The organism is Streptomyces sp. NBC_01092 (assembly GCF_045039535.1).
Lineage (GTDB): Bacteria > Actinomycetota > Actinomycetes > Streptomycetales > Streptomycetaceae > Streptomyces.
In genome coordinates this window covers 5,778,425-5,799,518 of sequence record NZ_CP108659.1, presented here as the reverse complement: position 1 = coordinate 5,799,518, position 21,094 = coordinate 5,778,425, and the positions used below count along the sequence as shown (strand labels likewise).

Below are 21,094 nucleotides of genomic sequence, written 5' to 3'. Positions count from 1 at the left end.
TATGCCGTCCGGCTTTCCCCACGTCCTGGCCCCGGCCGACCTGACAGCACGCCGCCACGCCCATGTGGCCGCGTTCCTCGCGAGCCGGTCCCTGGACGCCGAGTGGCTGTCCGACCTGATGCGCGAACGGGTCGGCGAGGGCCTGCTGATGCTGACCAGCTCCCCGGTGCACGGGCTGGCCAACCCCACCAGTGACCTCGACTTCATCCGCATCCAGGAGGCCGAGATCGACGGCCCCCGGATCTCCACCAAGATCTTCGAGAACGGGCACCACCTGGAGGTCGTCTCCTTCAGCCGGGCCGAACTCGCCTCCAACCTCGACGAGCTGCACCGGCTCGCCGGCCTGCCGGCCGAGGAGACCGTGTCCGGCTTCCGGGCCTGGGACAAGCAGCGCGAGCCGCGCCGCAAGCAGACCGAACGCATTGTCAACGGCATCGCCCTGGACGGCTCCGCGCCGTATCTCGACTGGTTGCCCCCGCTCAGCCGGGTCTGGAGCCGGGCCTCTGTGCAGACCGCCGTCGAGCAGGCCGTCCACTGCGTGCTGGCCGAGGCCGCCGGGGAGGCCCGCGGACGGGTCGGCTACGCGTACAACGTGCTCCTGCACCTGATGGACGCGCTGCTGTCGCACCACGGCGACGTCTACACCACACGCAAGTGGTACGCGCTGCGCTGGACGCGGCTCGTGGCCGAGGGCGGCTGGCACGACGACCGGCTCCAAGCGGTCGCCTCCGACGTGGAGCGGCTGCGCAAGGGCGTGGGCGCCGCCCTGCGTCCGGCCGCCGCCGGCGAGCCGCTGGCCGGGGCGTTCGCCGCGCTCGCCCTCGACGCCGTACGGGCCACCGGTACCGCCGAGACGGTCACCGTGCGCGCCGAACTCACCGGATCCGTACAGCCGTTCCTCGCCGGCTCGGCGCTCCTGATGGGCTCCGGAAACGGGGTCGTGCTCCCCGGTGTCGGCGCGGAGAGGGACCTTCCGCTCACCGGCCCCGCCGTCGGCCTGGACGAGTTGGCCGGGCTCGACGCGAAGTCCGCGGCCTCGCTGCTGCGGGCGCTGCGCGCGGGCGCGGCCGCACTGCGCATCGGCTACCCGGTCACGGAGGCGGGCCGATGACCACGTACGCGAACAAGGAGTCGGACATGACCGAGGGCCGCACGCCCCGCGCCACGCGGGCAGCCGCCGAGCTGACGGCGTTCCCGTCGGTACGGGCCGGGCACGTCATGGCCGGTCCGCAGGCCGTCGAGGCCTGGGTGCAGGCCGCCTGGCTGATGCTGGCCGAGGGGCGGGCGTACATCGAGGACCTCGAAGGAGGCACGGAGCAGCCGCAGATGCAGCAGGCCGCGAAGCTCCGTTTCCTGGAGCAGCTCCTGGACATCGACCAGCGGCTGGCCGGCCGCGCCCCGGTGGATGACGCCCACTGCCTGGCGGTCGCCCTGGAGTACGGGATGCGGGAGGTGGTCGACGCCACCGGCCCCGAACTGGCCGAGGTCTTCGGCCTGTACGAGGAGTTCGGCGGCGACAGCTGCGCGGTCGAGGAGATCCACATCCTGTGGGAACGGCTGCTGGCGGCCTTCCCCGGGGAGCTGCCCGACCGGCTGGTGGCCGAGGGACAGCGGGACATGCTGCACACCCTGCGGGTCTGGGCCGTCCTCGCCCGCGCGGCCGGGCTCGACATCGGATTCCTGGCCCCCTTCATGAAGGCCGCCTGAAACAGAGAGGTGAGGTGAACATGCCTGAGATTCAGGCGGAGATGCTCGTCGAGGGGCGAACCCCCGACGAGATGTGGGCGCTGGTCAAGGACAGCGCGAGGATCGCGTCGCAGGCCCGGCACGTGGTCGGCGTACGCCCGCTGTCGGAGCAGGACAAGACCTTCCGGCTCAACGAGTGGAAGGTGCTGCTCAACGGCAGTGAAGTGACCTGGGTGCAGCGGGAGGCCGCCGGTCCGGGCCTGCGGCTGCGCTTCGAGCAGACCACGGGCGACCTGGAGCAGCTGTCGGGCGAGTGGGCCGTCACCGCCGCGCCGGCCGGGACCCAGGTCCGTCTCTCCCTCGCGTTCGAGCTGGGCGTCGACGGTCTGGCCCCGCTCCTCGAACCCATCTGGTCCCAGTCCTTCCAGGCTCACGCGGACGCGCTGATGCGCTCCCTGTCGGCCTGCGCCGCGTCACACCGTGCACCGGAGAAAGACCTGACATGAGCCTGTACCTGAACTTCCTGCACACCACCGTGCGGTTCGACGTGGCCACGGACGCCGAGGCCGTCTTCGAGCCGGTGCGTCGCTTCTTCCGGCACCTGATCTCCGCCGAGGCGGCCCACGAGCCGACCTTCCGGATCGACGTGCGCGGCTACGACCCGGAAGCGGATGTCGCCGCCGAGGTCTGGGAGACGCCCCAGTCGATCGTGCGCCGCAGCAACGCCGCCGAGTTCAACTTCGACGCGCACATCGTGGACGGGGGCGGCCGCCGCCGGTACATCAACCGGGCGACCCTGCTCGACGCTCCCGTGGACACCGCCAAGGACAACACCTTCGCGCTGCGCATCACCGAGAAGTCCACCGTCCAGGTCCTCGACTTCGTCCGCGATCTCGTGATCCGCAACGAGGAGAACCTCGGCACGGTCGTCCTCCACGCCTCGGGGGTGCACCGCGACGGCGAGGCCGTGATCATCGCCGGGCCGAAGGGCGCCGGCAAGACCACCACCCTGCTGTCCGTCCTGCGGCGGCCGGGATGGCGGTACTTCACCGGCGACAAGCTGTTCTGCACGATCGAGGACGGCGCGGTCCTCGTCCACCCGTGGCGCGACTACCCGTATGTGGGCGTCGGCACCATCCGGGCCGACGCGCGGCTGGAGCAGATGGTCCGCGACGGCGTCGACGATCAGGTCGACACGTACGAGCCCGGCCACAAGATCCTCATGGACCCCGATGTCTTCGAGTCCTGGCTCGGCGCGGAGTTCACGGCCGAGCCCAAGCGGCTGACCGCGCTGCTGCTGCCCGAGGTCAAGCCCGGGGAGCCGCTGACCGTCCGGCAACTCACGGACGACAACGAGCGCTGGGCCCACCTCAACAAGATCGTGGACCGTCAGGTCGACACCACCTTCTTCACCTGGCAGTCGCACCTGGTCCCGGACTACACGCGGTTCTACCGCTCACTGGGCGAACTGCGCACCGTGCTGGGCTCTGTGGCCATGGTGCGGCTGCACGGCACGCTCGACGTCGACCCGGACGTGGTCCTCGGCCGTCGCCCCGCCGACACCACCACGACCTCCGAGCAGGAGAACCGATGACGACGACCGAAGCCCGCCGCCCCCTACGGATAGCCGTCGTCGGCCTGGCCGGCGCGGGCAAGTCCACCTGCGCCACGCTCATCGAGGAGTTCGCCCGGGACAAGGGCCTGGCGTACGCCCGGGTCAAGCTCGCCACCCCGCTGTACGACCTGCAGGAGCAGGTGTACCGCAGGGCGGGCGGCTCCCTCCACGAAGGGGCCCAGGACCAGGTCCTGATGGAGGCGCTCGCCGACGCGATGCGCCGGATCCGGCCCGAGTCGCTGGCGGACGATTTCGCCGCGCGGCTCGCCGCGGTCGACGCGGATCTCGTCGTCAACGACGATCTGCGCGACCCGCACGTGGACGCCCCGGCGCTGCGCGGGCACGGGTTCCGGGTCCTGCGCATCACCTGTGCCGAGGAACTGCGCCAGGAACGGCTGGCCGGGCGCGGCGACCCTTCGCGCGCGGACCGCTCCACCCGGGAGATCGACCTGATCGAGCCGGATGCCGTGATCGACAACGGGGCGGGCCTGGACACCTACCGGTCCACCGTCCACGAGCTGTTGGGGAGCTGGCTGTGATTCTGAGCGGGCCCGAGATCCTGTCCGAGGTGCGAGCGGGACGTATCCACATCGACGACTTCGACGCGGAGCGCATCGAGCCGAACAGCTACGGCTTCCGGCTCGCCGACGACCTCCTCTGGTACGAGCAGGACGTCATCGACTGCTTCGAGCCGCCCGAGGCCTCGCACGTGAAGATGGGCCCCGAGGGCATGATCCTCGAACCGGGCCGCTTTTACCTCGGCGGCACCATGGAGGCGATGGGAAGCCCGCACTACGCCGCCACCCTCTACGCCTGCCGGTCCGCCTCGACGCTCGGCATCTGGATCCAGTTCTCCGCCCCGCTCGGACACAGCGGTGCCGTCTTCCCGTGGACGCTGGAGATGAAGGTCGCTCACCCGGTGCGGGTGTACCCGGGCATGGTGATCGGCAAGCTGGCCTTCTGGTCCATGCAGGGCGAGCCGGTCGGCTACGACGGCAAGTACACGGGCTCCTCCTCCGCCGTGGCCTCCCGCTTCAGCCTGGACGCCCGTGTCACAGGTTGATCTCTTCCGCGTCCTGACGGCCCTCGCCCTGCTCCTGGCCTCGGCCCACGCGGTGGGGCGGCTCTTCGCCAGGTTCCGGCAGCCCCCGGTGATCGGTGAGATCCTCGGCGGGCTGCTCCTGGGGCCGACCGTGCTGGGCCAGCTGCTGCCGCAGGCGCAGACCTGGCTCTTCCCCGGGACGGGTCCCGTGGCGTCCGGGCTGACGCTGGTCTACCAGGTCGGCATGCTGCTGCTGATGTTCACCGCGGGCGTGGAGATGCGTACGGTCTTCTCCCGCAAGGACGGCCGGTCCGTGGTCCTGATCGCGGTGGCGGGCATGGTCGTGCCCTTCGCACTGGGCCTGCTCATGGTCAAGGCGATCGACACCGGGGACGTGCTCGGGTCGGCCGCCAACGTGTCGGCCCTGACGCTGGTCATCGCCTGCTCCATCGCGATCACCAGCATCCCGGTGATCTCCCGGATCATGCTGGACCTGGGCATCATCCGGACCCCGTTCGCACGGATCGTGCTGTCGGTCGCGGTGCTGGAGGACATCGTCCTCAACGTGATCCTGTCCGTGGCGCTGGGTATGGTCGCGGGCGGCAAGGAGAACGGCTTCGGCCTGGCGCACACGCTGGGGATCAGCTCGGCGAACGGCTCGGCGGCCTACCACTCCGTGGCGTCGGTGGCCTTCTTCGGCCTGATGGTGCTGGCGGCAGCGGCGCTGCGGCGCCTGCCGGGCGCCACGTCCGGTACGGCGGACCGGTCACTCGGCCAGGTGGCGGTCCGGATGGCCGTCATCCTTGCCGTGGCCGCGAGCTGCGTGTTCCTCGGGGTCGCGCCCATGTTCGGCGCGTTCGTCGTGGGTCTGCTGTCCGGCATGGCCGGGGGCCTCTCGCGAAGCGACGCGCTCGGTCATCTCCGGGGTTTCGCGTCCGGGTTCTTCATCCCGGTGTACTTCGCGGTCGTCGGCCTGAAGCTGGACCTGGTCCATTCCTTCGACCCCTGGCTCACCGGGGGATTCATCCTGGTGGCCTGTGTCGCGAAGGCGTCCAGTGCGTACGGCGGGGCCCGGCTGGCCAAGCGGCCGAAGGCGGAGTCCCTGGACCTCGCTGTCGCGCTGAACGCGCGCGGCGGGCCGGGCATCGTGCTCGCCACCGTGTCCTACGACGCGGGGATCATCAACGCCTCGCTGTTCACCACGCTGGTGCTCACCGCCATCTTCACCTCACAGTTCGCCGGCTGGTGGCTGGAGCGGGCCGTGGCCCGGGGGGCCTTCTCTCATGACCCGCCCGATCTGGATCCGCCTCCGGACGGGCAGCTCACGCGGCCCGTGAAGGCCACGGCGGACTGAGCACGCCCGGGGCAGCTCCCTCGCCCTGCTTGCTTCTCCTTGCCCCGCTTCTCCTCGCCCCCGCTTCCCCTGCCCTCGCGACCACCGGAGCCCCGCCTTGGCCAAGCCGCGCACAGCAACGACGACCAAGCACATCTTCGTCACCGGGGGTGTCGCCTCCTCGCTCGGCAAGGGCCTGACGGCCTCCAGCCTGGGGGTGCTGCTGAAGGCGCGGGGTCTTCGGGTCACGATGCAGAAGCTGGACCCGTACCTCAATGTCGACCCTGGCACGATGAACCCCTTCCAGCACGGCGAGGTGTTCGTCACCGACGACGGCGCCGAGACCGACCTGGACATCGGCCACTACGAGCGCTTCCTCGACGTCGACCTGGACGGTTCGGCGAACGTCACCACCGGCCAGGTGTACTCGACCGTGATCGCCAAGGAGCGGCGCGGCGAGTACCTCGGCGACACCGTGCAGGTCATCCCGCACATCACCCACGAGATCAAGCACCGCATCCGCCGCATGGCCACGGATGACGTCGACGTGGTCATCACCGAAGTCGGCGGCACGGTCGGCGACATCGAGTCGCTGCCGTTCCTGGAGACCGTCCGCCAGGTCCGTCACGAGGTCGGTCGTGACAACGTCTTCGTCGTCCACATCTCGCTCCTGCCGTACATCGGCCCCTCGGGAGAGCTGAAGACCAAGCCCACCCAGCATTCGGTTGCCGCCCTGCGGAACATCGGCATCCAGCCGGACGCGATCGTGCTGCGCGCCGACCGCGACGTACCGGCGGCGATCAAGCAGAAGATCTCGCTGATGTGCGACGTCGACGAGGCCGCCGTGGTCGCCGCCGTCGACGCGAAGTCGATCTACGACATCCCGAAGGTGCTGCACACCGAGGGCCTGGACGCCTACGTGGTGCGCAAGTTGAACCTCCCGTTCCGCGACGTGGACTGGACGCGGTGGGACGACCTGCTCGACCGCGTCCACAACCCCGACCACGAGATCACCGTCGCGCTGGTCGGCAAGTACATCGACCTGCCCGACGCCTACCTCTCGGTCACCGAGGCGCTGCGCGCGGGAGGTTTCGCCAACAGAACGCGGTGCAAGATCAAGTGGGTGGAGTCGGAGAAGTGCGGAACGCAGGACGGTGCACACAAGCAACTCTCCGACGTGGACGCCGTCCTGGTCCCCGGCGGCTTCGGCGACCGAGGGGTCTCCGGCAAGATCGGCGCCATCCGGTACGCCCGTGAGAACAGGGTGCCGCTGCTCGGTATCTGCCTCGGCCTGCAGTGCGTCGTGATCGAGGCGGCCCGCAACCTCGCCGGCATCCTGGACGCCGACTCCACCGAGTTCGACGCGGCCACCGCCCACCCGGTCATCTCCACCCTGGCCGAGCAGCTCGACATCGTGGCCGGCGAGGGCGACCTGGGCGGCACGATGCGCCTGGGCACCTACCCGGCGAAGCTCGCCGAGGGCTCCCTTGTCCGCGAGGTGTACGACGGCAAGGAGTACGTCGCGGAACGCCACCGCCACCGCTACGAAGTCAACAACGCCTACCGCAGGGACCTCGAGAGGAAGAGCGGCATCGTCTTCTCCGGCACCTCCCCGGACAACAGGCTCGTCGAGCATGTCGAGTACCCGCGGGAGATCCACCCCTACCTGGTCGCCACGCAGGCCCACCCCGAGCTGCGCTCGCGCCCGACCCGCCCGCACCCGCTCTTCGTGGGCCTGGTCAGAGCCGCTGTCGACCGCATCACCTCCACGCCCTGCGCGGCACCCCGCGCCCACAACTGAAGGAACCCCGTATGAGCACCCCCCAGGGCCCGCGCCCCGTCGTCGCCATCGTCGACGCCTACTCCAGCGCATGCCATCTCGCGCCGCTCTTCCGCGCCCGGGGCTACGACTGCCTCCATGTGCAGAGCCTGGAGGAACCACCCCCGGTCTTCGGCGCGACCTTCCGGCCCGACGACTTCCTGGGCACCGTCGTCCACCGCGGTGACGTGGCCGAGACGCTGGCCGCCATCGCCCCCTACACCCCGGTCGCGCTGCTGCCCGGCGCCGAGATAGGCGTCGAACTGGCCGACGTACTCAGCGAGGCACTGGACCTGCGGACCAACGGAACCGCGCTGAGCACCGCTCGACGGGACAAGTTCCGGATGGTGGAAACGGTCAAGGCCGCCGGAGTGCCGGCCGCCGACCAGATTCTCGCCGGCGATCTCGACACCCTGCTGGCCTGGTACGGCGAAACCGACCGGACCGTGGTCCTCAAGCCGGTGCGCAGTGCGCTCAACGACGGCGTGTCCTTCTGCTCCACCGCCGCGGAAGTCCGTTCCGCCTTCGCGTCACTCGTCGGCGCCGACAGCGCCCTGGGGCTGCGCAACGACGCGGTGGTCGCCCAGGAGTACCTGGTGGGGGCCGAGTACTACGTCAACACGGTCAGCCTGGACGGCGAGCACTACGTGTGCGACCTGTGGAAGACCCAGCACCTCGGGGTCAACGGGGTCCGGGATCTGCTCGGCGGTTCGGCGCTGATGGTCCGACAGGGCCCCGAACAGGACCTGTTGGCCGCCTACGCCTTCTCCGTGCTCGACGCACTGGGCATCCGCAACGGCCCCGCGCACACCGAGCTGAAGCTCACCCCGCAGGGCCCCCGGCTGGTCGAGACCGGCGCCCGGGTCTGCGGCGCGATGCTCCCGCTGCTCACCCGAGCGGCGATCGGTGAGAGCCAGTTGGAGTGGACGGTGCTCGCCTACACCGACCCGGCAGGTTTCGAAGCCCGTAGGCACACCGACTACGAGGTCGCTCGGCACGCGGTCTGCGTCAACATGATCGCGCCGGAGGGCGGCAAGCTCGTCGACTACCCGAAGCTGTCCGAACTGCGCGCCCTGGAGAGCTTCCACGACGTGCTCCTGAAGGTGCAGCCGGGCGACGAGATGTCCCGGACGGTCAACGACATCACCTACCCGATGCTCGTCCACCTCCTCCACGAGGTGGAAGGCGTGGTCACGCACGACTACATGACGGCCCGTTACCTGGACGGCGAGGGCTTCTACGATGTCGTCTGAAGCCCGCCTCGCCCTGGCCGCCGGCCCCTTGCTGGTCCTCGGCTACTGCGTCATCAACTCCACCAAGTCGGTCTTCGAGGGCGCCCTGGTCCAGGGCCTCTCACCGGAGTTCATCGCCTTCAACTCCTTCGTCATCGCCCAGGCCTTCTACTTCCTCACCCTGCGCGACAAGCAGGCGCTGAAGTCCGTGGTGCGCCGCTGCCTGCCCGACGTGATCATGCTGAACATCTCCACCGCGGTCTGCTGGATCGCGGTGCTGTACGCGTTCACCGTCCTTGAGCCCGCCGTGGCCAACTCGGTGATCATCGGGCTCGGGCCCACCATCACCATCGTGCTCGGCTTCAAGCTCCGCCCCGGCACGAAGGCCCTCCCGCTGGAGCTGGCCGCGGCCGCGGCCATGCTGGCGGCCATGGGCTACCTGCTGGCGATGGCGTCCGACGGGGCGTCGGCCATCGGTGAAGTGCCCACCGGGGAACTGGTCTTCGGGCTGGTGATGTGCTTCCTCACCTCGATCTCCCTGTCGGGGGTCACCTACTACACCAAGCGGCTCGGCGACGCCGGCATGACCGTCCCGCAGATGATGGCCTCGCGTTTCGTGGCCCTCATCGTGGCCACGCTCACCCTGCTCGTGGTCCGCGACAGCTTCGGGCCGTACTCCCCGGGCAACGTGGGGGCGATCCTCGCGATCAGCGTCGTCGGAGTCATCATCTCCCTCTACCTGCTGCAGCAGGGCATCGTGCGGACCGAGCCGATCACCGTCTCGATGCTGTTCGGGACGAACCTGCTGATCACCTACATCACCCAGTTCCTCGACCCGAGGCTGCACCAGTCGCAGCACACCTTCATCGGGATCATGGCGGTGTCCGCCGCGATGTGCCTGGGAACCTGGGCCCGTTGGCGCCACGGGAAGCGCACCAAGGCGCAGAATCCCGCGCAACAGCCGGTCGAAGAAGCCAAGGCATGACCGTGCTGGCCCACCTCAGCGACCTGCACCTGGACGGCGGTGCCGAGAGCGCGGACCGTGCCCGGCGAGTGGTGGAGTACCTCACCGCTCTGCCCGGCACGGTCGATGCCGTTCTCATCACCGGCGACATCGCCGATCACGGGACCGAGGCGGAGTACCACCAGGCCCGCGAGGTACTGGCTCCGCTCCACGACCGTCACCCCGTCCTGCTGTGTCCCGGGAACCACGACTCCCGGCCGCAGTTCCGCGAGGTCCTGCTCGGCCTTCCCGCCGGGCCGGCCCCGGTCGACGAGGTCCACGACATCGGGGGCGTACGGATCCTCATGTGCGACTCCTCCGTTCCCGGGCGGCCCGAGGGCGCGCTGGAACCCCAGACGCTGCGGTGGCTGGACGACACCCTCGCGGCCGCCCCCGACCGGCCGTCCTTCGTCGCGTTCCACCACCCGCCGACGCCGCTCGGCCTGCCGTACATCGACGGGATCGCCCTGCGCGAGCCGACGGCCCTGGCAAAGGTCCTCGAACGTCACGACCAGGTGCTCGCCGTCCTGTGCGGCCACGCCCACACAGCGGCCACGACCGCCTTCGCGGGCCGGCCCCTGCTCTGCGCCCCGGGCATCGCGTCCACGGCGCTCCTCCCCTGGGAGCAGGGCCCCGAGGAATCCTGGAAGACCCACGAAGCCCCACTCGCGCTCACCTTCCACCTGTACGAGGAGGGAGACGAGGAGGGACGTGTCACCAGCCATGTCAGGGCCCTGTGACCCGCGGACGCCGACCAAGGAGGAGATACCGACATGAAGGCCCATGAGGCACACCCGGTCCACGGGTGGACGGACAGCGGGTACGAAGGAGTGCGCGCCGCCTTCGCCGACGTGATCGACGCACAGCCCGAGACCCCTGGACAACAGTTGGCGGTGTACCGGAACGGGCGGCTGGTGGTGGACCTCTGGGCGGGTCCGGAGGTGGACGGCGACTCGCTCTTCGGCGTGTACTCGGTGAGCAAGGGCGCGGTGTTCATGGTCGTCGCCCTGCTGGTCCAGGACGGAAGTCTCGACCTCGACCGGGAAGTGGCCGCGTACTGGCCGGAGTTCGGACAGGCCGGCAAGGCGGACATCACCCTGCGGCAACTGCTGGCCCACCAGGCCGGCGTCATCGGCGTCGACGAGCACTTCACCGTCGAGGAACTGGCCGACGACCGTGTGCTCGCCGAGCGGCTCGCCGCACAGAAGCCCTACTGGAAGCCCGGCACGGCCTTCGGCTACCACGGCCTGGTCATCGGCGCACTCGTCGGCGAGGTCGTACACCGTGCCACGGGCCGGACCCTGCACGACTGGTGGGAGCACCGGGTGCGCCGCCCGCACGGGCTGAGCTTCCATCTGGGCCTGCCGCAGGAGCTGGAGCCCCGCTACCGGCCGATGCGACCCGCCGCCCCGGAGCCCGGACAGATCACGCCCCCCGAGGACCCCCCGGAGGGCCAGGACCTCGGCGCCATCGCCTTCAGCACCCGGCACCTGCCCGACCTGGCCACCTTCTCGAACGTCCGGCGCGTCCGGGAACTCGGCCAGGGCTCGGCGGGCGGTGTCGCCTCCGCACGGGGTGCGGCGGGAGCGTACGCGGCTCTCCTCGGCGGTCTCGACGGGACACCGCCGCTGTTCACCGCGGACACGGTCGCCACGTTCACCCGGCCCCACTCGGTGGGACCGGACGTCGTCACCAAGGCCGAGAGCCGGTTCACGCTGGGCTTCCAGCTCTACGACGTCCGCTCCCCCGCCCTCGGCTCCCAGGCTTTCGGCCACGCGGGGGCAGCCGGCTCCGCCGCGTTCGCCAGCCCGGGCCTCGGCATCGCGTACGCCTACGTCCGCGGCCAGTTCGCCGTCGGCGACGCTGCGGACCGGGAGAACACACTGCTCATCAATGAGGTCCTGGCTGCCGGCTGAGGCCGCCTCCGAATGAATCCCGAGCCGGAGGCGCCGGCCGTGTGTTCAGGCACCAAGATGTGCCCCGTCGCCGGCGCCGAGGAGCGGGATCGTGAGCCGGCGTTCGACGGCGGTGGGCAGGTGCCACAGCTCGGTACGCAGCCTTCGGTCCTCGGAGCCCTGGCGGGCAGCGCGGCGGATGCCGGGCACGGCCAAGGCCAGGGCGGTCAGGGACACGGCGAGCCCGGCCCCGAGGAGTGCACCGGCCAGTACGGCGCCGTCCGCCAGGGCGAACGGAAGCGCGAACCCGAGACAGAACACGCCGAGGCTGCCGAGGACGGCAACCATCCACCACAGTGGCGTGAGCGGGTGCTCGTTGCGCAGGTGGTCGACCAACTGCCGGTCGGTGGGACGCCGCCGCGGGTGCTCTTCGGCGGCGCGGAACAGCTCGGCGCGCCCGCGCAGCGCCCACACAGCGTGCACTCCCACCCATGCGACGGGCAGCACGAGCAGCGTCACCAGCACCAAACCTGCCTGAATCGCCCGCGGCACGGACGCCCAGCCGGAGGCGTCGGCGACCACGGACGCCACGGCGGCTCCCACGAGTACGGCACCCGCCGCGCTCGCGGCGACGAGCCATCGCCGGGCCCCACGCACCCGCGCGCTGAGGGGGAACTCGACCGCGTCCACCATCTTCTCCCATCGATGACCGCGCGTACTCTACGCAGCCCTCCGCGGAGGACGCGCCCCGCTCTTCCTGGCCCGCTCTAGCGGGTCTTCAGCTCCCCGATCCGGGCCACCGTCCTTCCCCCCTTCGGGCATGCCCACACCGCCGTGTCCGTACGGACAGTCGCCGTCAGCGGGTGCGTGTCAGGGTGTGTCGGGCACTGTGGCCAGACCGCCGATGCGCCTTCGGACCACAGTGTCTCCACCGCCCAGTCCTGGACCTGATCTGCCAGGTGCACGAGCAGTTCTGCGGCGGTGCCATCCGGATGCGGAGTCACGCCATGGCCGGAACCGTCCGGGGCCCAGAGCACGATCCCGAACTCGTCGTCCGCACGTATGTCTGGCTGCACCGCGCACTGTGCTTTGAGGTCCCGCAAGACTGTCTCCAGAGCGTCGGCGAATTCCATGTCGTCCACTGGGGCTCCTGATCACATCGGGGAGAACTGCCTCACAGTCTCCACTGCCCCTGACTTGGGGCGGACAGTTGGTTGTTGCGGCGTCTGGGCGGGGGTTCCGGTCGTTGCCGCGCATTCCGGCGGATGCCATCAGGCGCCGACGACGACCGGCCTCAATCTACGCACGAGTTCCCTCTGATTCTGGATCGCGGATCCTGACGGTGACTTCGAACTTTGTGCTCTGGAATTGTCGGTGTGTTGTGTGCTGCCTGGCGTCTGGAATTGGCTTCCCTTCAGGAAAACAGCGCGGAGCAATGTCGTAGCCTGTTCGGCATGTTGCGCCGGATACAGGCACTGCCGTGGATACACACGGCGTACGACATCGCCATCGCGGTGCTGGTGGTCTGCGTGGCCCTGCGGTACGACGACGGGTACGACCAGCTTGTCGGCTCGGCGATGGCTCTGGTTCTGGTGTTCCGTCGGCGTCGGCCGATGGCCGTGATGGGCATGGTCTCGGTGCTCGCGCTGGTCCAGTACGCGCTGGCGTCCGCGCCGGCGGCGTACGACATCGCACTGATCGTCGCGATGGTCTCGGTGGTCACCCATGCCCGGCGGATGTGGCATGCCTACACGGCGGGCGCGGTCGTGGTGCTGGGCTCGGCAGTGGCTCTGGGCAGCGACGAGAGCGTCGCCGACATCGTCGCCCTCGGTGGTGTCTGTGCGGCCGTGTGGATGACCGCTCTGGTGCTGCGGACCCGCCGGCTCTACGTGGACAGCCTGGAGGCCCGGGCCGCCACCGCCGAACGGGAGCGTGAGCACCTGGTGCGGATCGCGGCCGCCGAGGAGCGTGCCGAGATCGCCCGGGAGTTGCACGATGTGGTGGCCCACAGTCTGGCGGTGATGATCCTTCAGGCGGACGGCGCCGGGTACGCCCTCAAGTCGGATCCGGACAAGGCGGGTTCGGCTCTGAAGGCGATCGGCGACACCGGGCGGGACGCGCTGGAGGACATGCACCGGATCGTGCGGGTCCTGCGGGCCGGCCGGACCTCCGGGCAGGATGCGGACACCGGTCGCCGCCGGGTGTCGCTTGAGGACCTGGAGACGGTGGCCGAGCGGGCCCGTGCCGCGGGGCTCAAGGTGGACCTGGTGGTCGAGGGGGACCGGGGCGGGCTGTCGACGGGAGACGAGCTGACCGTGCTGCGGGTGGTCCAGGAGAGCCTGACCAATGTGCTGCGGCATGCCGGTCCCGGTGCGCAGGTCGCGATCACGCTGCGGTTCGACGGGGATGCCGTGCTGATCAGCGTGGTCGACGACGGGGGCGGCAGGCTGGCCGGCCCCGGGGCGGCGGCGGAGCGGGTCAGCGGTGGGAACGGGCTGGTGGGGATGCGCGAGCGGGTTGAGGTGTCCGGCGGCAGTTTCACCGCCGGGCCGCGTCTGGGCGCGGGATGGCAGGTCGAGGCGGAACTTCCGGTGAGGACAGGTGCATGAGTGACATGAGCAGGCCCATCCGGGTCGTCGTGGTGGACGACCAGCCGCTGATCCGGGCCGGGTTCGCGATGGTGCTGGCCGCGCAGAGCGACATCGAGGTCGTGGGCGAGGCGGAGAACGGCGCGGACGCCCTGACGTTGCTGGCCCGCACCGAAGCCGATGTCGTCATCATGGACATCCGGATGCCCGTCATGGACGGGGTGGAGGCGACCGGGCGACTGAACCAACTCGCCGATGCGCCACGGGTGTTGGTGCTCACCACCTTCGACACCGACGAGGACGCCTTCGCCGCGCTGCAGGCCGGGGCGAGCGGCTTCCTGCTGAAGAACACCCCGCCCGAGGAGGTCGTGACAGCGATCCGTGTCGTGGCGGGCGGCGAGTCCGTCGTCGCCCCGCGCGTCACCCGCCGGCTCCTGGACCGGTTCGCGGGGAAACTGGCGCCCTCGGCCCGTCACGACGAGCGGCTGGACCTGCTGACCCTGCGCGAACGAGAGGTGCTCGGTCTGATCGCCGAGGGCCTGTCCAACAGCGAGCTCGCCGAACGGCTGTTCATCGCCGAGGCGACCGTGAAGACCCACTTCGGCAAGATCCTGACCAAGCTGGACCTGCGCGACCGCGTGCAGGCCGTCATCTTCGCCTACGACTCGGGGCTCGTCAGCCCACAGTCGTAGTCCCGCCCTCTGACTGCGGTCGCAGATCCGCGGCGCGGAGATCAGGTTCCGAGCCGATGTGCCGCGATGCCCGGCCTTCGAGAATTGCCCGTACCGGACGGCGAAAAGAGCGTCGTACGGAATTCTCCGGAGGTCATCATGGCTGCTCTCGCACGTCCGCAGAACAGCAGGGCAATTCTTTTCGGCGTCATCGCACTGCTGGTTTTCGCGGCCGTCGCGGTCGCGGGCAGCTATTGGTGGAACCAGCACAACCGGCCCAGCCAGGCGTCCAGGGCCGACTGCCGACTGGCGCAGAGGCTCGTCGACTCCGCGCAGGAGATCCCCAGCGGCAAGGCCGGCGTCGAGGAGTGGGTGAAGAGCGAGCGGCAGCTCAGGTCGCAGCTCGATGACGGATACCTCGGCGCCAACATATCGATCTACAACGGATGGGCGGCCCAGCAGGCGAAGGGGGTGGGCACGCCCCCGCAGAAGAAGGAGCTGGAACAGCTGGCGGACGAGGCCAACGGCCACTGCTCGACCGCGAAGGTCACCCTCGAATTCCCTCCGATCGCGTCCTGACGCGCCGCGACCAAGGGAGACCAAGGGAAACCATGGGTAATCAAGGGCACATCGCGGCGGCCGTGGATCTGGTCAAGGTCTACCGGCAGGGGCAGGCAGAGGTCAGGGCCCTGGACGGAGTGACGGTCGGTTTCGCCCGGGCACGGTTCACGGCGATCGCGGGCCCTTCGGGCTCGGGCAAATCGACGCTGATGCACTGCCTGGCCGGTCTCGACTCGGCCACCTCGGGCCAAGTGATCCTGGGTGACACGGAGTTGAACGGGCTGTCCGACCGGGAGCTGACCCGCGTACGGCGGGACAAGGTCGGCTTCGTCTTCCAGTCGTTCAATCTGCTGCCCCAGTTGACCGCTCTGGAGAACGTCGTGCTGCCCGTCACCCTGTCCGGCCGGCGCGTCGACAGCGACCTGCTCGACCACCTCGTCGGCGTGCTCGGCATCGGCGACCGGATGTCCCACCGGCCCTCCGAACTCTCGGGCGGCCAGCAGCAGCGCGTGGCGCTGGCCCGCGCCCTGCTGGCCCAGCCCGTCGTGCTGTTCGCCGACGAGCCCACCGGCAACCTCGACTCGCAGTCCGGCGCGGAGGTCCTCGACCTCCTGCGCCGATCCGTGCGCGACCTCGGCCAGACCGTGGTCATGGTGACGCACGACCCGCAGGCCGCCTCCTACGCCGACCGCGTGCTTGTCCTCGCCGACGGGCGTGTCGTCGACGACGATGTCGATGCCACTCAGGACCCGAAGGGCCCAAAGGACCCGCAGGCCCCGCAGGCCGTGGGAACCGTGAGGAGGCTCAGGTGAACGCCCCCTGGCGCGCGAGCGTCCTCGGCTCGCAGCTGGCCGAACTGCTGCGGCGGCCCGGCAGGTCGCTGACGACCGGACTGTCGGTCCTGGTCGCCGCCTTCGTGGTCTTCGCCACGGTCATGGCCCAGCAGATCACCACGAACACCACCCTCGACCGCTTCCGCGGCACACCCGAGGCCGTGAGCCTCGTCGCGACGGCCGACACCTCCGACGCCTCCGACATCAGCGCTGCCGCGCTGCGGCAGATCCGCGCGTTGCCGGGTGTCGCCGAGGCCGTCGGCCGCGTGAACTCCGGCGCACCGATCGCCGGTCCGTCCGAGCACTGGCTGGAGCTGCACTCCGATCCCGGCACCGGACCGCTGTCCCAGGTCCGGCTGGTCGAGGGCGACTACCCCGACCGCGCCGGAGAGGTCGCGGTCAACCGCCGGGCCGCCGAGGAACTGCAGCTCGCCCCCGGCACCCGCACGACCCTGCTGGTCCCCGACCCCGAGAACGCCGAGAAGACCGTCAAGGTCGCGGTCGCCGTCACCGGTGTCGTGAAGAGCACCGCGACCGCCGAGCAGCAGTCCGGCGGCTACACCACCGACGCCCACATCGGGCGCCTCGCGCATCTGCCCGGCTACGAGCACGTCGACATCCGCGCGAAGGACGGTGTGCCGACGGACGAGCTGTCCCAGCAGGTGCGCGGCGTGCTCGACGGCGCGTCGCTCGCGTCCGGCAGCGCGGTCCGTGCCCAGGAGGAACGCGAGATCCTCGGAGGGGACCTGCGTGAGATCTTCGTGCTCATCTCCGTGTTCCTGGCCGTGGCGGTGGGCGCCGCGGCCCTGGTCGCCACCTCCACCTTCCGTATCGTCTTCGCGCAACGGCTGCGGCAGTTGGCGCTCCTGCGCGCCATCGGCGCTCCGCAGAGCCGGCTGGTGACGGCACTCGCCGTCGAGGGCGCCCTGGTGGGCGCGGTCGCGGGCGGCCTCGGGGTGTCGGCGGCGCTGGGTGCCGGGCACCTGGCTCCCCTGGTGGCCCGATGGGCGGGGCAGGAGCTGTCCGCGCCGGGGTTCCCCGTGACGTACGCCGTGCTGGTCGTCGTAGGGACCATGCTGCTGACGGTCGGCGCGGTCCTCGCCCCCGCCCTGTCGGCGGCTCGCGTGTCCCCGCTTCAGGCGCTGCGCGCGGCGGGCACGGTCACCGGCGAACGCGGCATCGGCCCCGCCCGGCTCATCACCGGGATCGCCTTCGCCGCCATGGCCGCGTGGCTCGCCGCGCAGCCCGGGCAGGACGGCGACCGCGACTTCGCCATGATCGCCACGGTCGCGTCCGCGGGTCTCGCCTTCCTTGCGCTGATCGCCCTGGGCCCGCTCCTGGTCCGCCCGGTCCTGGCAGTCGCCGGATGGCCGCTGCGCCGCCCGGGCACCACCGGCAGGCTGGCGGTCGGCGGCGTCGGCGGCACCCCGCGCCGGGCCGCGGCCGTCTCCGTCGTCGTCGCCCTCGGCGTCGCCCTGGTCTCCGGCGCCCTCGTCTGCGTCGCCTGTCTGGGCGGCCACATGGAACGCACCGACGCGGTCGAGGCCCCCGCCGACTTCCGGGTCGCGGCGGGCAGTGCAGGCCTGGACTCCACCGTCGTACGGCAATTCGCCGCATCCCCGCAGCTCACCCATGTCACCGCCTACCGCACCCATCAAGTCGCCCTCAGCGGCGCGGAGTTCGAGGTGTCGGACCTGGATCCGGGCGCCCTGTCCACCGGCAAGGACATCGCCACGGCCACCGGCTCCCTCGCCGACCTGGGCCCGGGGCACGCGGTCGTCGCGTCCAGGATGGCCGAGCGGCTCGGGCTGACGGCGGGCGACACGTTCACGCTCCCTCCCCCACTCTCGACTTCGCTCGAGCGGGGGGACCCCCATCGCCGCGGCGGCGTCGAGCTGACCGTCGCGGCCACGCTGCCGGGGCAGGGCCCGCTGCTCGCGGACGTAGTCGTCGTACCGGCCGATCTCGACCGGTTGGGTGCCGCCAGGAACGCGAGCGGTGTCATCGCCGATGCCGACGGCGACCGCGCAGAAGCACAGCGGGCGCTGGAGAGCCTGATCCGGGAAGAACTCCCCGACCGCGACGACATCGGCATCAGCGTGCTGGCTCAGACGCGCGACAGCGGCCGGGAAACGGTCCGGATGATGGGCACGATCGCGCTGGGGCTGGTCGCCCTGACCGTCCTCATCGCCGTCGTCGGCGTCACCGCCACCACCAGCCTGACCGCGATCGAACGCACCCGTGAGTTCGGACTGCTGCGCGCCCTGGGCCTGGGCGGCGGCGCACTGCGCCGGACCGTCACCATGGAGGCCGGCCTGTACGGAGTCCTCGGCGGCGTCCTCGGCCTGGCCCTCGGCGTCCCCTACGCCTGGCTCCTCATCCGCACCGTCGTCACCGAGGCGCCGCTGAGACTCCCGGGAGCCCAACTCCTGCTGGTCTTCGTCGGCTTGGCAGTCCTCACCGCCCTCGCCGGCCTCCTCCCCGCCCGCCGTGCCACCCGTGTCACGCCGATGACCGCGCTGGGCGACGACGAATGAGCCGGGCGCCTTCGGTGGCGGGCCACGTGGGGAAAGTGGATGCTGGATGCAGGGGCACCTGAGGGAGAGGCACCCCATGGCCGGGACCAGCACAGACCACAAGGCTCACACGCCGTTCCTTTCCCGCCCCGGCGTCCGCCGCCTCATACCGTTCGCTGTGATCACCGCGATCGCCCTGGTCTTCATCTTCCAGAACCGCACGAGCGTCGAGATCCGCCTTCTCGTCCCAGAGGTGACCATGCCGCTGTGGGGTGCCCTGTTGATCGCCTGGGGCCTCGGCATGCTCGCCTGCGCCTTTACCGTGCGTCGACGCCCGAAGCGGCATTCACGACAGCCGCGGTAGGTTCCCTCCACTCACACGGGCCGTGCACACCCGCCTCTTCGTAGCCGCTGTGGCTGTGGCGAGGGGCGTCGGGGGGCGACATGCCGCCTGTGGCGTAATCGGCTCGTTGCACGATCGGCGATGCAAGCCTGTGCCGGTCGGCGGCGTCGGGCCTGAAGGCGCCGGCGTCGCTCCGGCCGGCATCGCCCCACACCCCGCTGCGGTTCGACGAAGCCGGGGCACCGGACCGCCTGGCGGACACCATGCGGACACTGCCGCCCAATGAGTTCCCCATCCCCCGGGACGAAGGGAAGCAGAACCACGATGACGGACGGTGGGCGGAAGCCGGACAGGATCGGGGTGGACCGGTCGGAGGGGTTTGGCGAACGACTGCTGGGTGTGCTGCTGGACCGGGCCCACGAGATGCCGCCGCAGTTGATCGCCCCACTCGTCGCGGAAGAGGTGGCCAGGGTCGGAGGGCGGGACGTCTCCATCCTCCTGCAGGACTACGAACAGCTGCTGCTGGTGCCGCTGCCGGGCCGGAGGCTGAGGGTCGGCAGCCCCGAGCCGGTCGACGGCTCCCCGGCCGGCGAGGCGTTCCTGAGCCGCAGAGTGGTAGAGGTGCCGCAGGACGGCAGTGTGCGGATGTACCTGCCTCTCCTGGACGGCAGCGACCAGATCGGGGCGATGGCCGTCACTCTGGACATCGTCGATGACGATGACCGGCGGTTGCTCCGCAGACTCGCCGGTCTGGTCGCGGACATGATCGTCACCAAGGACGCCTACACCGACCTGTTCTTCCAGGCCCGCCGCAGCGCCCCGATGAGTGTGGCCGCGGAGATCCAGTGGTCGCTGCTGCCCCCGCTGTCGATGACTGTTCCGCAGGTCGAGGTGGCAGGAATCCTGGAGCCCGCCTACGACGTGGCCGGCGACAGCTTCGACTACGCCCTCAACGGCGACCTCCTTCACCTGGCCATGATCGACGCGATGGGCCACGGGCTGGACGCGGCGACCATGGCGACGGTGGCCATCGGCGCCTATCGCCACACGCGACGGGCCGATACCGATCTGTCCCAGGTGTACGCGTTCATGGACAGGGCCATCAATGAGCAGTTCGGCCACGACCACTTCGTCACCGCACAGATGATGGTTCTGAACATCGCCACAGGCCGGCTGCACTGGGTCAACGCCGGCCACCCGGCGCCGTTCCTGATCCGAGACCGCGCTGTGGTGGACCGGCTGGACAGCCCGACCACGTTGCCGGTCGGCTTCGGCGGTGAGGACCCGGTGGTCAGCGAGCGGACGCTGCAACCCGGTGACCGGTTGCTGTGCTTCACCGACGGCCTGTTCGAGGAGCACCAGACCGGCGGGGAACAGTTCGGTGAGGAGCAGCTCATCGAGTGGACCAACCGCATTCTCCACGACCGCACCGAGGTACGGGCAGTGGTGCGAGCGCTCTCCCACGCCCTGAAGCAGGAACGCGGCGGCAGCACGAGTGACGACGCGACCATCCTTCTGATCGAGTGGCGCGGCGGCGACGCCGATCATCTCGCCACCCTCGATTGAGCCCGCGATGAAGGGCGCGCCGCCCGCCGGACCGTAAGTCACCGCGCCCGCCGCCGTCCCGTCCTCGGCGGCAGCCGCGCCGCAGTCGGCCGCCGCGGCAGGAGAGTTCGTACTGCCGGCCGCCAGCCGCCCCCGCGTGCCGTCCCCAGGGCCACGCAGATCCTCAACGCGGGGGCGGGGCCGGGCAGACGCCCGTGACCGGGCTGCCGGACGGTGCGGGCAACATCGTCGTCGAGGACGGTGACGCCGGGTCCGTCGCCGCGCCCCGTACCCAGGCCGTCGTACAGGCGGCATCGACCTCGTGGCGCCCGCAGCCGAGCCCATCGGCTCGGGCGCCCCGCGGGGGCGTGAACCCCACCGCTGCCCCACGCCGCCCGGTGCGAAGATAATA

21 protein-coding genes are annotated in these 21,094 nt (G+C 70.5%); 19 read left to right on the top strand and 2 right to left on the bottom strand.

From position 1 onward, the window contains the following. The first annotated feature begins 1 nt into the window (after position 1). From OG254_RS26405 to OG254_RS26350, 12 genes are all read left to right on the top strand, one after another. Positions 2-1,111, top strand: a complete 1,110-nt coding sequence (locus OG254_RS26405; protein ID WP_405586241.1) for a DUF6001 family protein — start codon at positions 2-4, stop codon at positions 1,109-1,111. After that, positions 1,108-1,707 carry a DUF6031 family protein gene (locus OG254_RS26400; RefSeq protein WP_351190587.1) on the top strand — a complete coding sequence of 200 codons (600 nt, stop codon included), beginning with the start codon at positions 1,108-1,110 and terminating at the stop codon, positions 1,705-1,707. Before OG254_RS26405 ends, OG254_RS26400 begins: the two co-directional genes overlap by 4 nt. Positions 1,708-1,727: 20 nt before the next feature. Continuing rightward, positions 1,728-2,192 (top strand): type II toxin-antitoxin system RatA family toxin, encoded by a 465-nt coding sequence (locus OG254_RS26395; protein ID WP_405586239.1) that lies wholly within the window; start codon positions 1,728-1,730, stop codon positions 2,190-2,192. Beyond that, positions 2,189-3,280, top strand: coding sequence for a hypothetical protein (locus OG254_RS26390; RefSeq protein WP_405586237.1), 1,092 nt, complete (start codon positions 2,189-2,191; stop codon positions 3,278-3,280). The genes OG254_RS26395 and OG254_RS26390 overlap by 4 nt, the downstream gene beginning before the upstream one ends. Beyond that, positions 3,277-3,840, top strand: a complete 564-nt coding sequence (locus OG254_RS26385; RefSeq protein WP_405586235.1) for a hypothetical protein — start codon at positions 3,277-3,279, stop codon at positions 3,838-3,840. The genes OG254_RS26390 and OG254_RS26385 overlap by 4 nt, the downstream gene beginning before the upstream one ends. Beyond that, positions 3,837-4,364 (top strand): dCTP deaminase domain-containing protein, encoded by a 528-nt coding sequence (locus OG254_RS26380; protein WP_351190579.1) that lies wholly within the window; start codon positions 3,837-3,839, stop codon positions 4,362-4,364. The genes OG254_RS26385 and OG254_RS26380 overlap by 4 nt, the downstream gene beginning before the upstream one ends. Beyond that, positions 4,351-5,697, top strand: coding sequence for a cation:proton antiporter (locus OG254_RS26375; protein WP_405586232.1), 1,347 nt, complete (start codon positions 4,351-4,353; stop codon positions 5,695-5,697). Before OG254_RS26380 ends, OG254_RS26375 begins: the two co-directional genes overlap by 14 nt. A 97-nt stretch (positions 5,698-5,794) precedes the next feature. After that, positions 5,795-7,477, top strand: a complete 1,683-nt coding sequence (locus OG254_RS26370; protein ID WP_405586229.1) for a CTP synthase — start codon at positions 5,795-5,797, stop codon at positions 7,475-7,477. An 11-nt stretch (positions 7,478-7,488) separates the two neighbouring features. Then, the gene (locus OG254_RS26365; protein WP_405586226.1) at positions 7,489-8,748 is read left to right on the top strand and encodes an ATP-grasp domain-containing protein; all 1,260 of its coding nucleotides are present in this window, start codon (positions 7,489-7,491) and stop codon (positions 8,746-8,748) included. Beyond that, a complete protein-coding gene (locus tag OG254_RS26360) occupies positions 8,738-9,712 on the top strand; it encodes an EamA/RhaT family transporter (protein WP_405586223.1) in 975 nt (324 codons plus the stop codon). The genes OG254_RS26365 and OG254_RS26360 overlap by 11 nt, the downstream gene beginning before the upstream one ends. Then, the gene (locus OG254_RS26355; RefSeq protein ID WP_405586221.1) at positions 9,709-10,470 is read left to right on the top strand and encodes a phosphodiesterase; all 762 of its coding nucleotides are present in this window, start codon (positions 9,709-9,711) and stop codon (positions 10,468-10,470) included. Before OG254_RS26360 ends, OG254_RS26355 begins: the two co-directional genes overlap by 4 nt. A 33-nt stretch (positions 10,471-10,503) precedes the next feature. Continuing rightward, entirely contained in the window at positions 10,504-11,646 is a 1,143-nt protein-coding gene (locus OG254_RS26350) for a serine hydrolase domain-containing protein (protein WP_405586219.1), read from the top strand. Positions 11,647-11,691: 45 nt separating this feature from the next. Here the strand turns inward: OG254_RS26350 and OG254_RS26345 are convergent, their stop codons facing one another. Beyond that, positions 11,692-12,318, bottom strand: coding sequence for a hypothetical protein (locus OG254_RS26345; RefSeq protein WP_405586217.1), 627 nt, complete (start codon positions 12,316-12,318; stop codon positions 11,692-11,694). Between the two features lie 74 nt (positions 12,319-12,392). Further along, positions 12,393-12,758: a hypothetical protein gene (locus OG254_RS26340; protein ID WP_405595205.1), complete on the bottom strand. Its 366-nt coding sequence runs from the start codon at positions 12,756-12,758 to the stop codon at positions 12,393-12,395. A 321-nt stretch (positions 12,759-13,079) separates the two neighbouring features. Here OG254_RS26340 and OG254_RS26335 point away from each other — a divergent pair, with 321 nt between their 5' ends. The 7 genes from OG254_RS26335 to OG254_RS26305 all read left to right on the top strand — a co-directional run bounded on the left by OG254_RS26335 (position 13,080) and on the right by OG254_RS26305 (position 20,703). Continuing rightward, complete coding sequence (locus tag OG254_RS26335; protein WP_405586214.1) at positions 13,080-14,234, top strand: sensor histidine kinase; 1,155 nt, start codon at positions 13,080-13,082, stop codon at positions 14,232-14,234. Continuing rightward, entirely contained in the window at positions 14,231-14,905 is a 675-nt protein-coding gene (locus OG254_RS26330) for a response regulator (protein WP_405586211.1), read from the top strand. Before OG254_RS26335 ends, OG254_RS26330 begins: the two co-directional genes overlap by 4 nt. A 138-nt stretch (positions 14,906-15,043) precedes the next feature. Next, positions 15,044-15,463: a hypothetical protein gene (locus OG254_RS26325; protein WP_405586208.1), complete on the top strand. Its 420-nt coding sequence runs from the start codon at positions 15,044-15,046 to the stop codon at positions 15,461-15,463. Between the two features lie 32 nt (positions 15,464-15,495). Beyond that, positions 15,496-16,257, top strand: a complete 762-nt coding sequence (locus OG254_RS26320) for an ABC transporter ATP-binding protein (RefSeq protein ID WP_405586205.1) — start codon at positions 15,496-15,498, stop codon at positions 16,255-16,257. Further along, a complete protein-coding gene (locus OG254_RS26315; RefSeq protein WP_405586202.1) occupies positions 16,254-18,815 on the top strand; it encodes an FtsX-like permease family protein in 2,562 nt (853 codons plus the stop codon). Before OG254_RS26320 ends, OG254_RS26315 begins: the two co-directional genes overlap by 4 nt. Positions 18,816-18,891: 76 nt before the next feature. After that, entirely contained in the window at positions 18,892-19,158 is a 267-nt protein-coding gene (locus OG254_RS26310; RefSeq protein ID WP_405586200.1) for a hypothetical protein, read from the top strand. Between the two features lie 303 nt (positions 19,159-19,461). Next, entirely contained in the window at positions 19,462-20,703 is a 1,242-nt protein-coding gene (locus OG254_RS26305) for a PP2C family protein-serine/threonine phosphatase (RefSeq protein ID WP_405586197.1), read from the top strand. The last annotated feature ends 391 nt before the right edge of the window (positions 20,704-21,094 follow it).

Excerpts from the sequence above, each read along its gene's own strand:
- OG254_RS26405 (WP_405586241.1), top strand. The coding sequence starts at position 2 with ATGCCGTCCGGCTTTCCCCACGTCCTGGCCCCGGCCGACCTGACAGCA.
- OG254_RS26400 (WP_351190587.1), top strand. The coding sequence starts at position 1,108 with ATGACCACGTACGCGAACAAGGAGTCGGACATGACCGAGGGCCGCACG.
- OG254_RS26395 (WP_405586239.1), top strand. The coding sequence starts at position 1,728 with ATGCCTGAGATTCAGGCGGAGATGCTCGTCGAGGGGCGAACCCCCGAC.
- OG254_RS26390 (WP_405586237.1), top strand. The coding sequence starts at position 2,189 with ATGAGCCTGTACCTGAACTTCCTGCACACCACCGTGCGGTTCGACGTG.
- OG254_RS26385 (WP_405586235.1), top strand. The coding sequence starts at position 3,277 with ATGACGACGACCGAAGCCCGCCGCCCCCTACGGATAGCCGTCGTCGGC.
- OG254_RS26365 (WP_405586226.1), top strand. The coding sequence starts at position 7,489 with ATGAGCACCCCCCAGGGCCCGCGCCCCGTCGTCGCCATCGTCGACGCC.
- OG254_RS26360 (WP_405586223.1), top strand. The coding sequence starts at position 8,738 with ATGTCGTCTGAAGCCCGCCTCGCCCTGGCCGCCGGCCCCTTGCTGGTC.
- OG254_RS26355 (WP_405586221.1), top strand. The coding sequence starts at position 9,709 with ATGACCGTGCTGGCCCACCTCAGCGACCTGCACCTGGACGGCGGTGCC.
- OG254_RS26350 (WP_405586219.1), top strand. The coding sequence starts at position 10,504 with ATGAAGGCCCATGAGGCACACCCGGTCCACGGGTGGACGGACAGCGGG.
- OG254_RS26345 (WP_405586217.1), bottom strand. The coding sequence starts at position 12,318 with ATGGTGGACGCGGTCGAGTTCCCCCTCAGCGCGCGGGTGCGTGGGGCC.
- OG254_RS26340 (WP_405595205.1), bottom strand. The coding sequence starts at position 12,758 with ATGGAATTCGCCGACGCTCTGGAGACAGTCTTGCGGGACCTCAAAGCA.
- OG254_RS26335 (WP_405586214.1), top strand. The coding sequence starts at position 13,080 with ATGTTGCGCCGGATACAGGCACTGCCGTGGATACACACGGCGTACGAC.
- OG254_RS26330 (WP_405586211.1), top strand. The coding sequence starts at position 14,231 with ATGAGTGACATGAGCAGGCCCATCCGGGTCGTCGTGGTGGACGACCAG.
- OG254_RS26325 (WP_405586208.1), top strand. The coding sequence starts at position 15,044 with ATGGCTGCTCTCGCACGTCCGCAGAACAGCAGGGCAATTCTTTTCGGC.
- OG254_RS26320 (WP_405586205.1), top strand. The coding sequence starts at position 15,496 with ATGGGTAATCAAGGGCACATCGCGGCGGCCGTGGATCTGGTCAAGGTC.
- OG254_RS26310 (WP_405586200.1), top strand. The coding sequence starts at position 18,892 with ATGGCCGGGACCAGCACAGACCACAAGGCTCACACGCCGTTCCTTTCC.
- OG254_RS26305 (WP_405586197.1), top strand. The coding sequence starts at position 19,462 with ATGACGGACGGTGGGCGGAAGCCGGACAGGATCGGGGTGGACCGGTCG.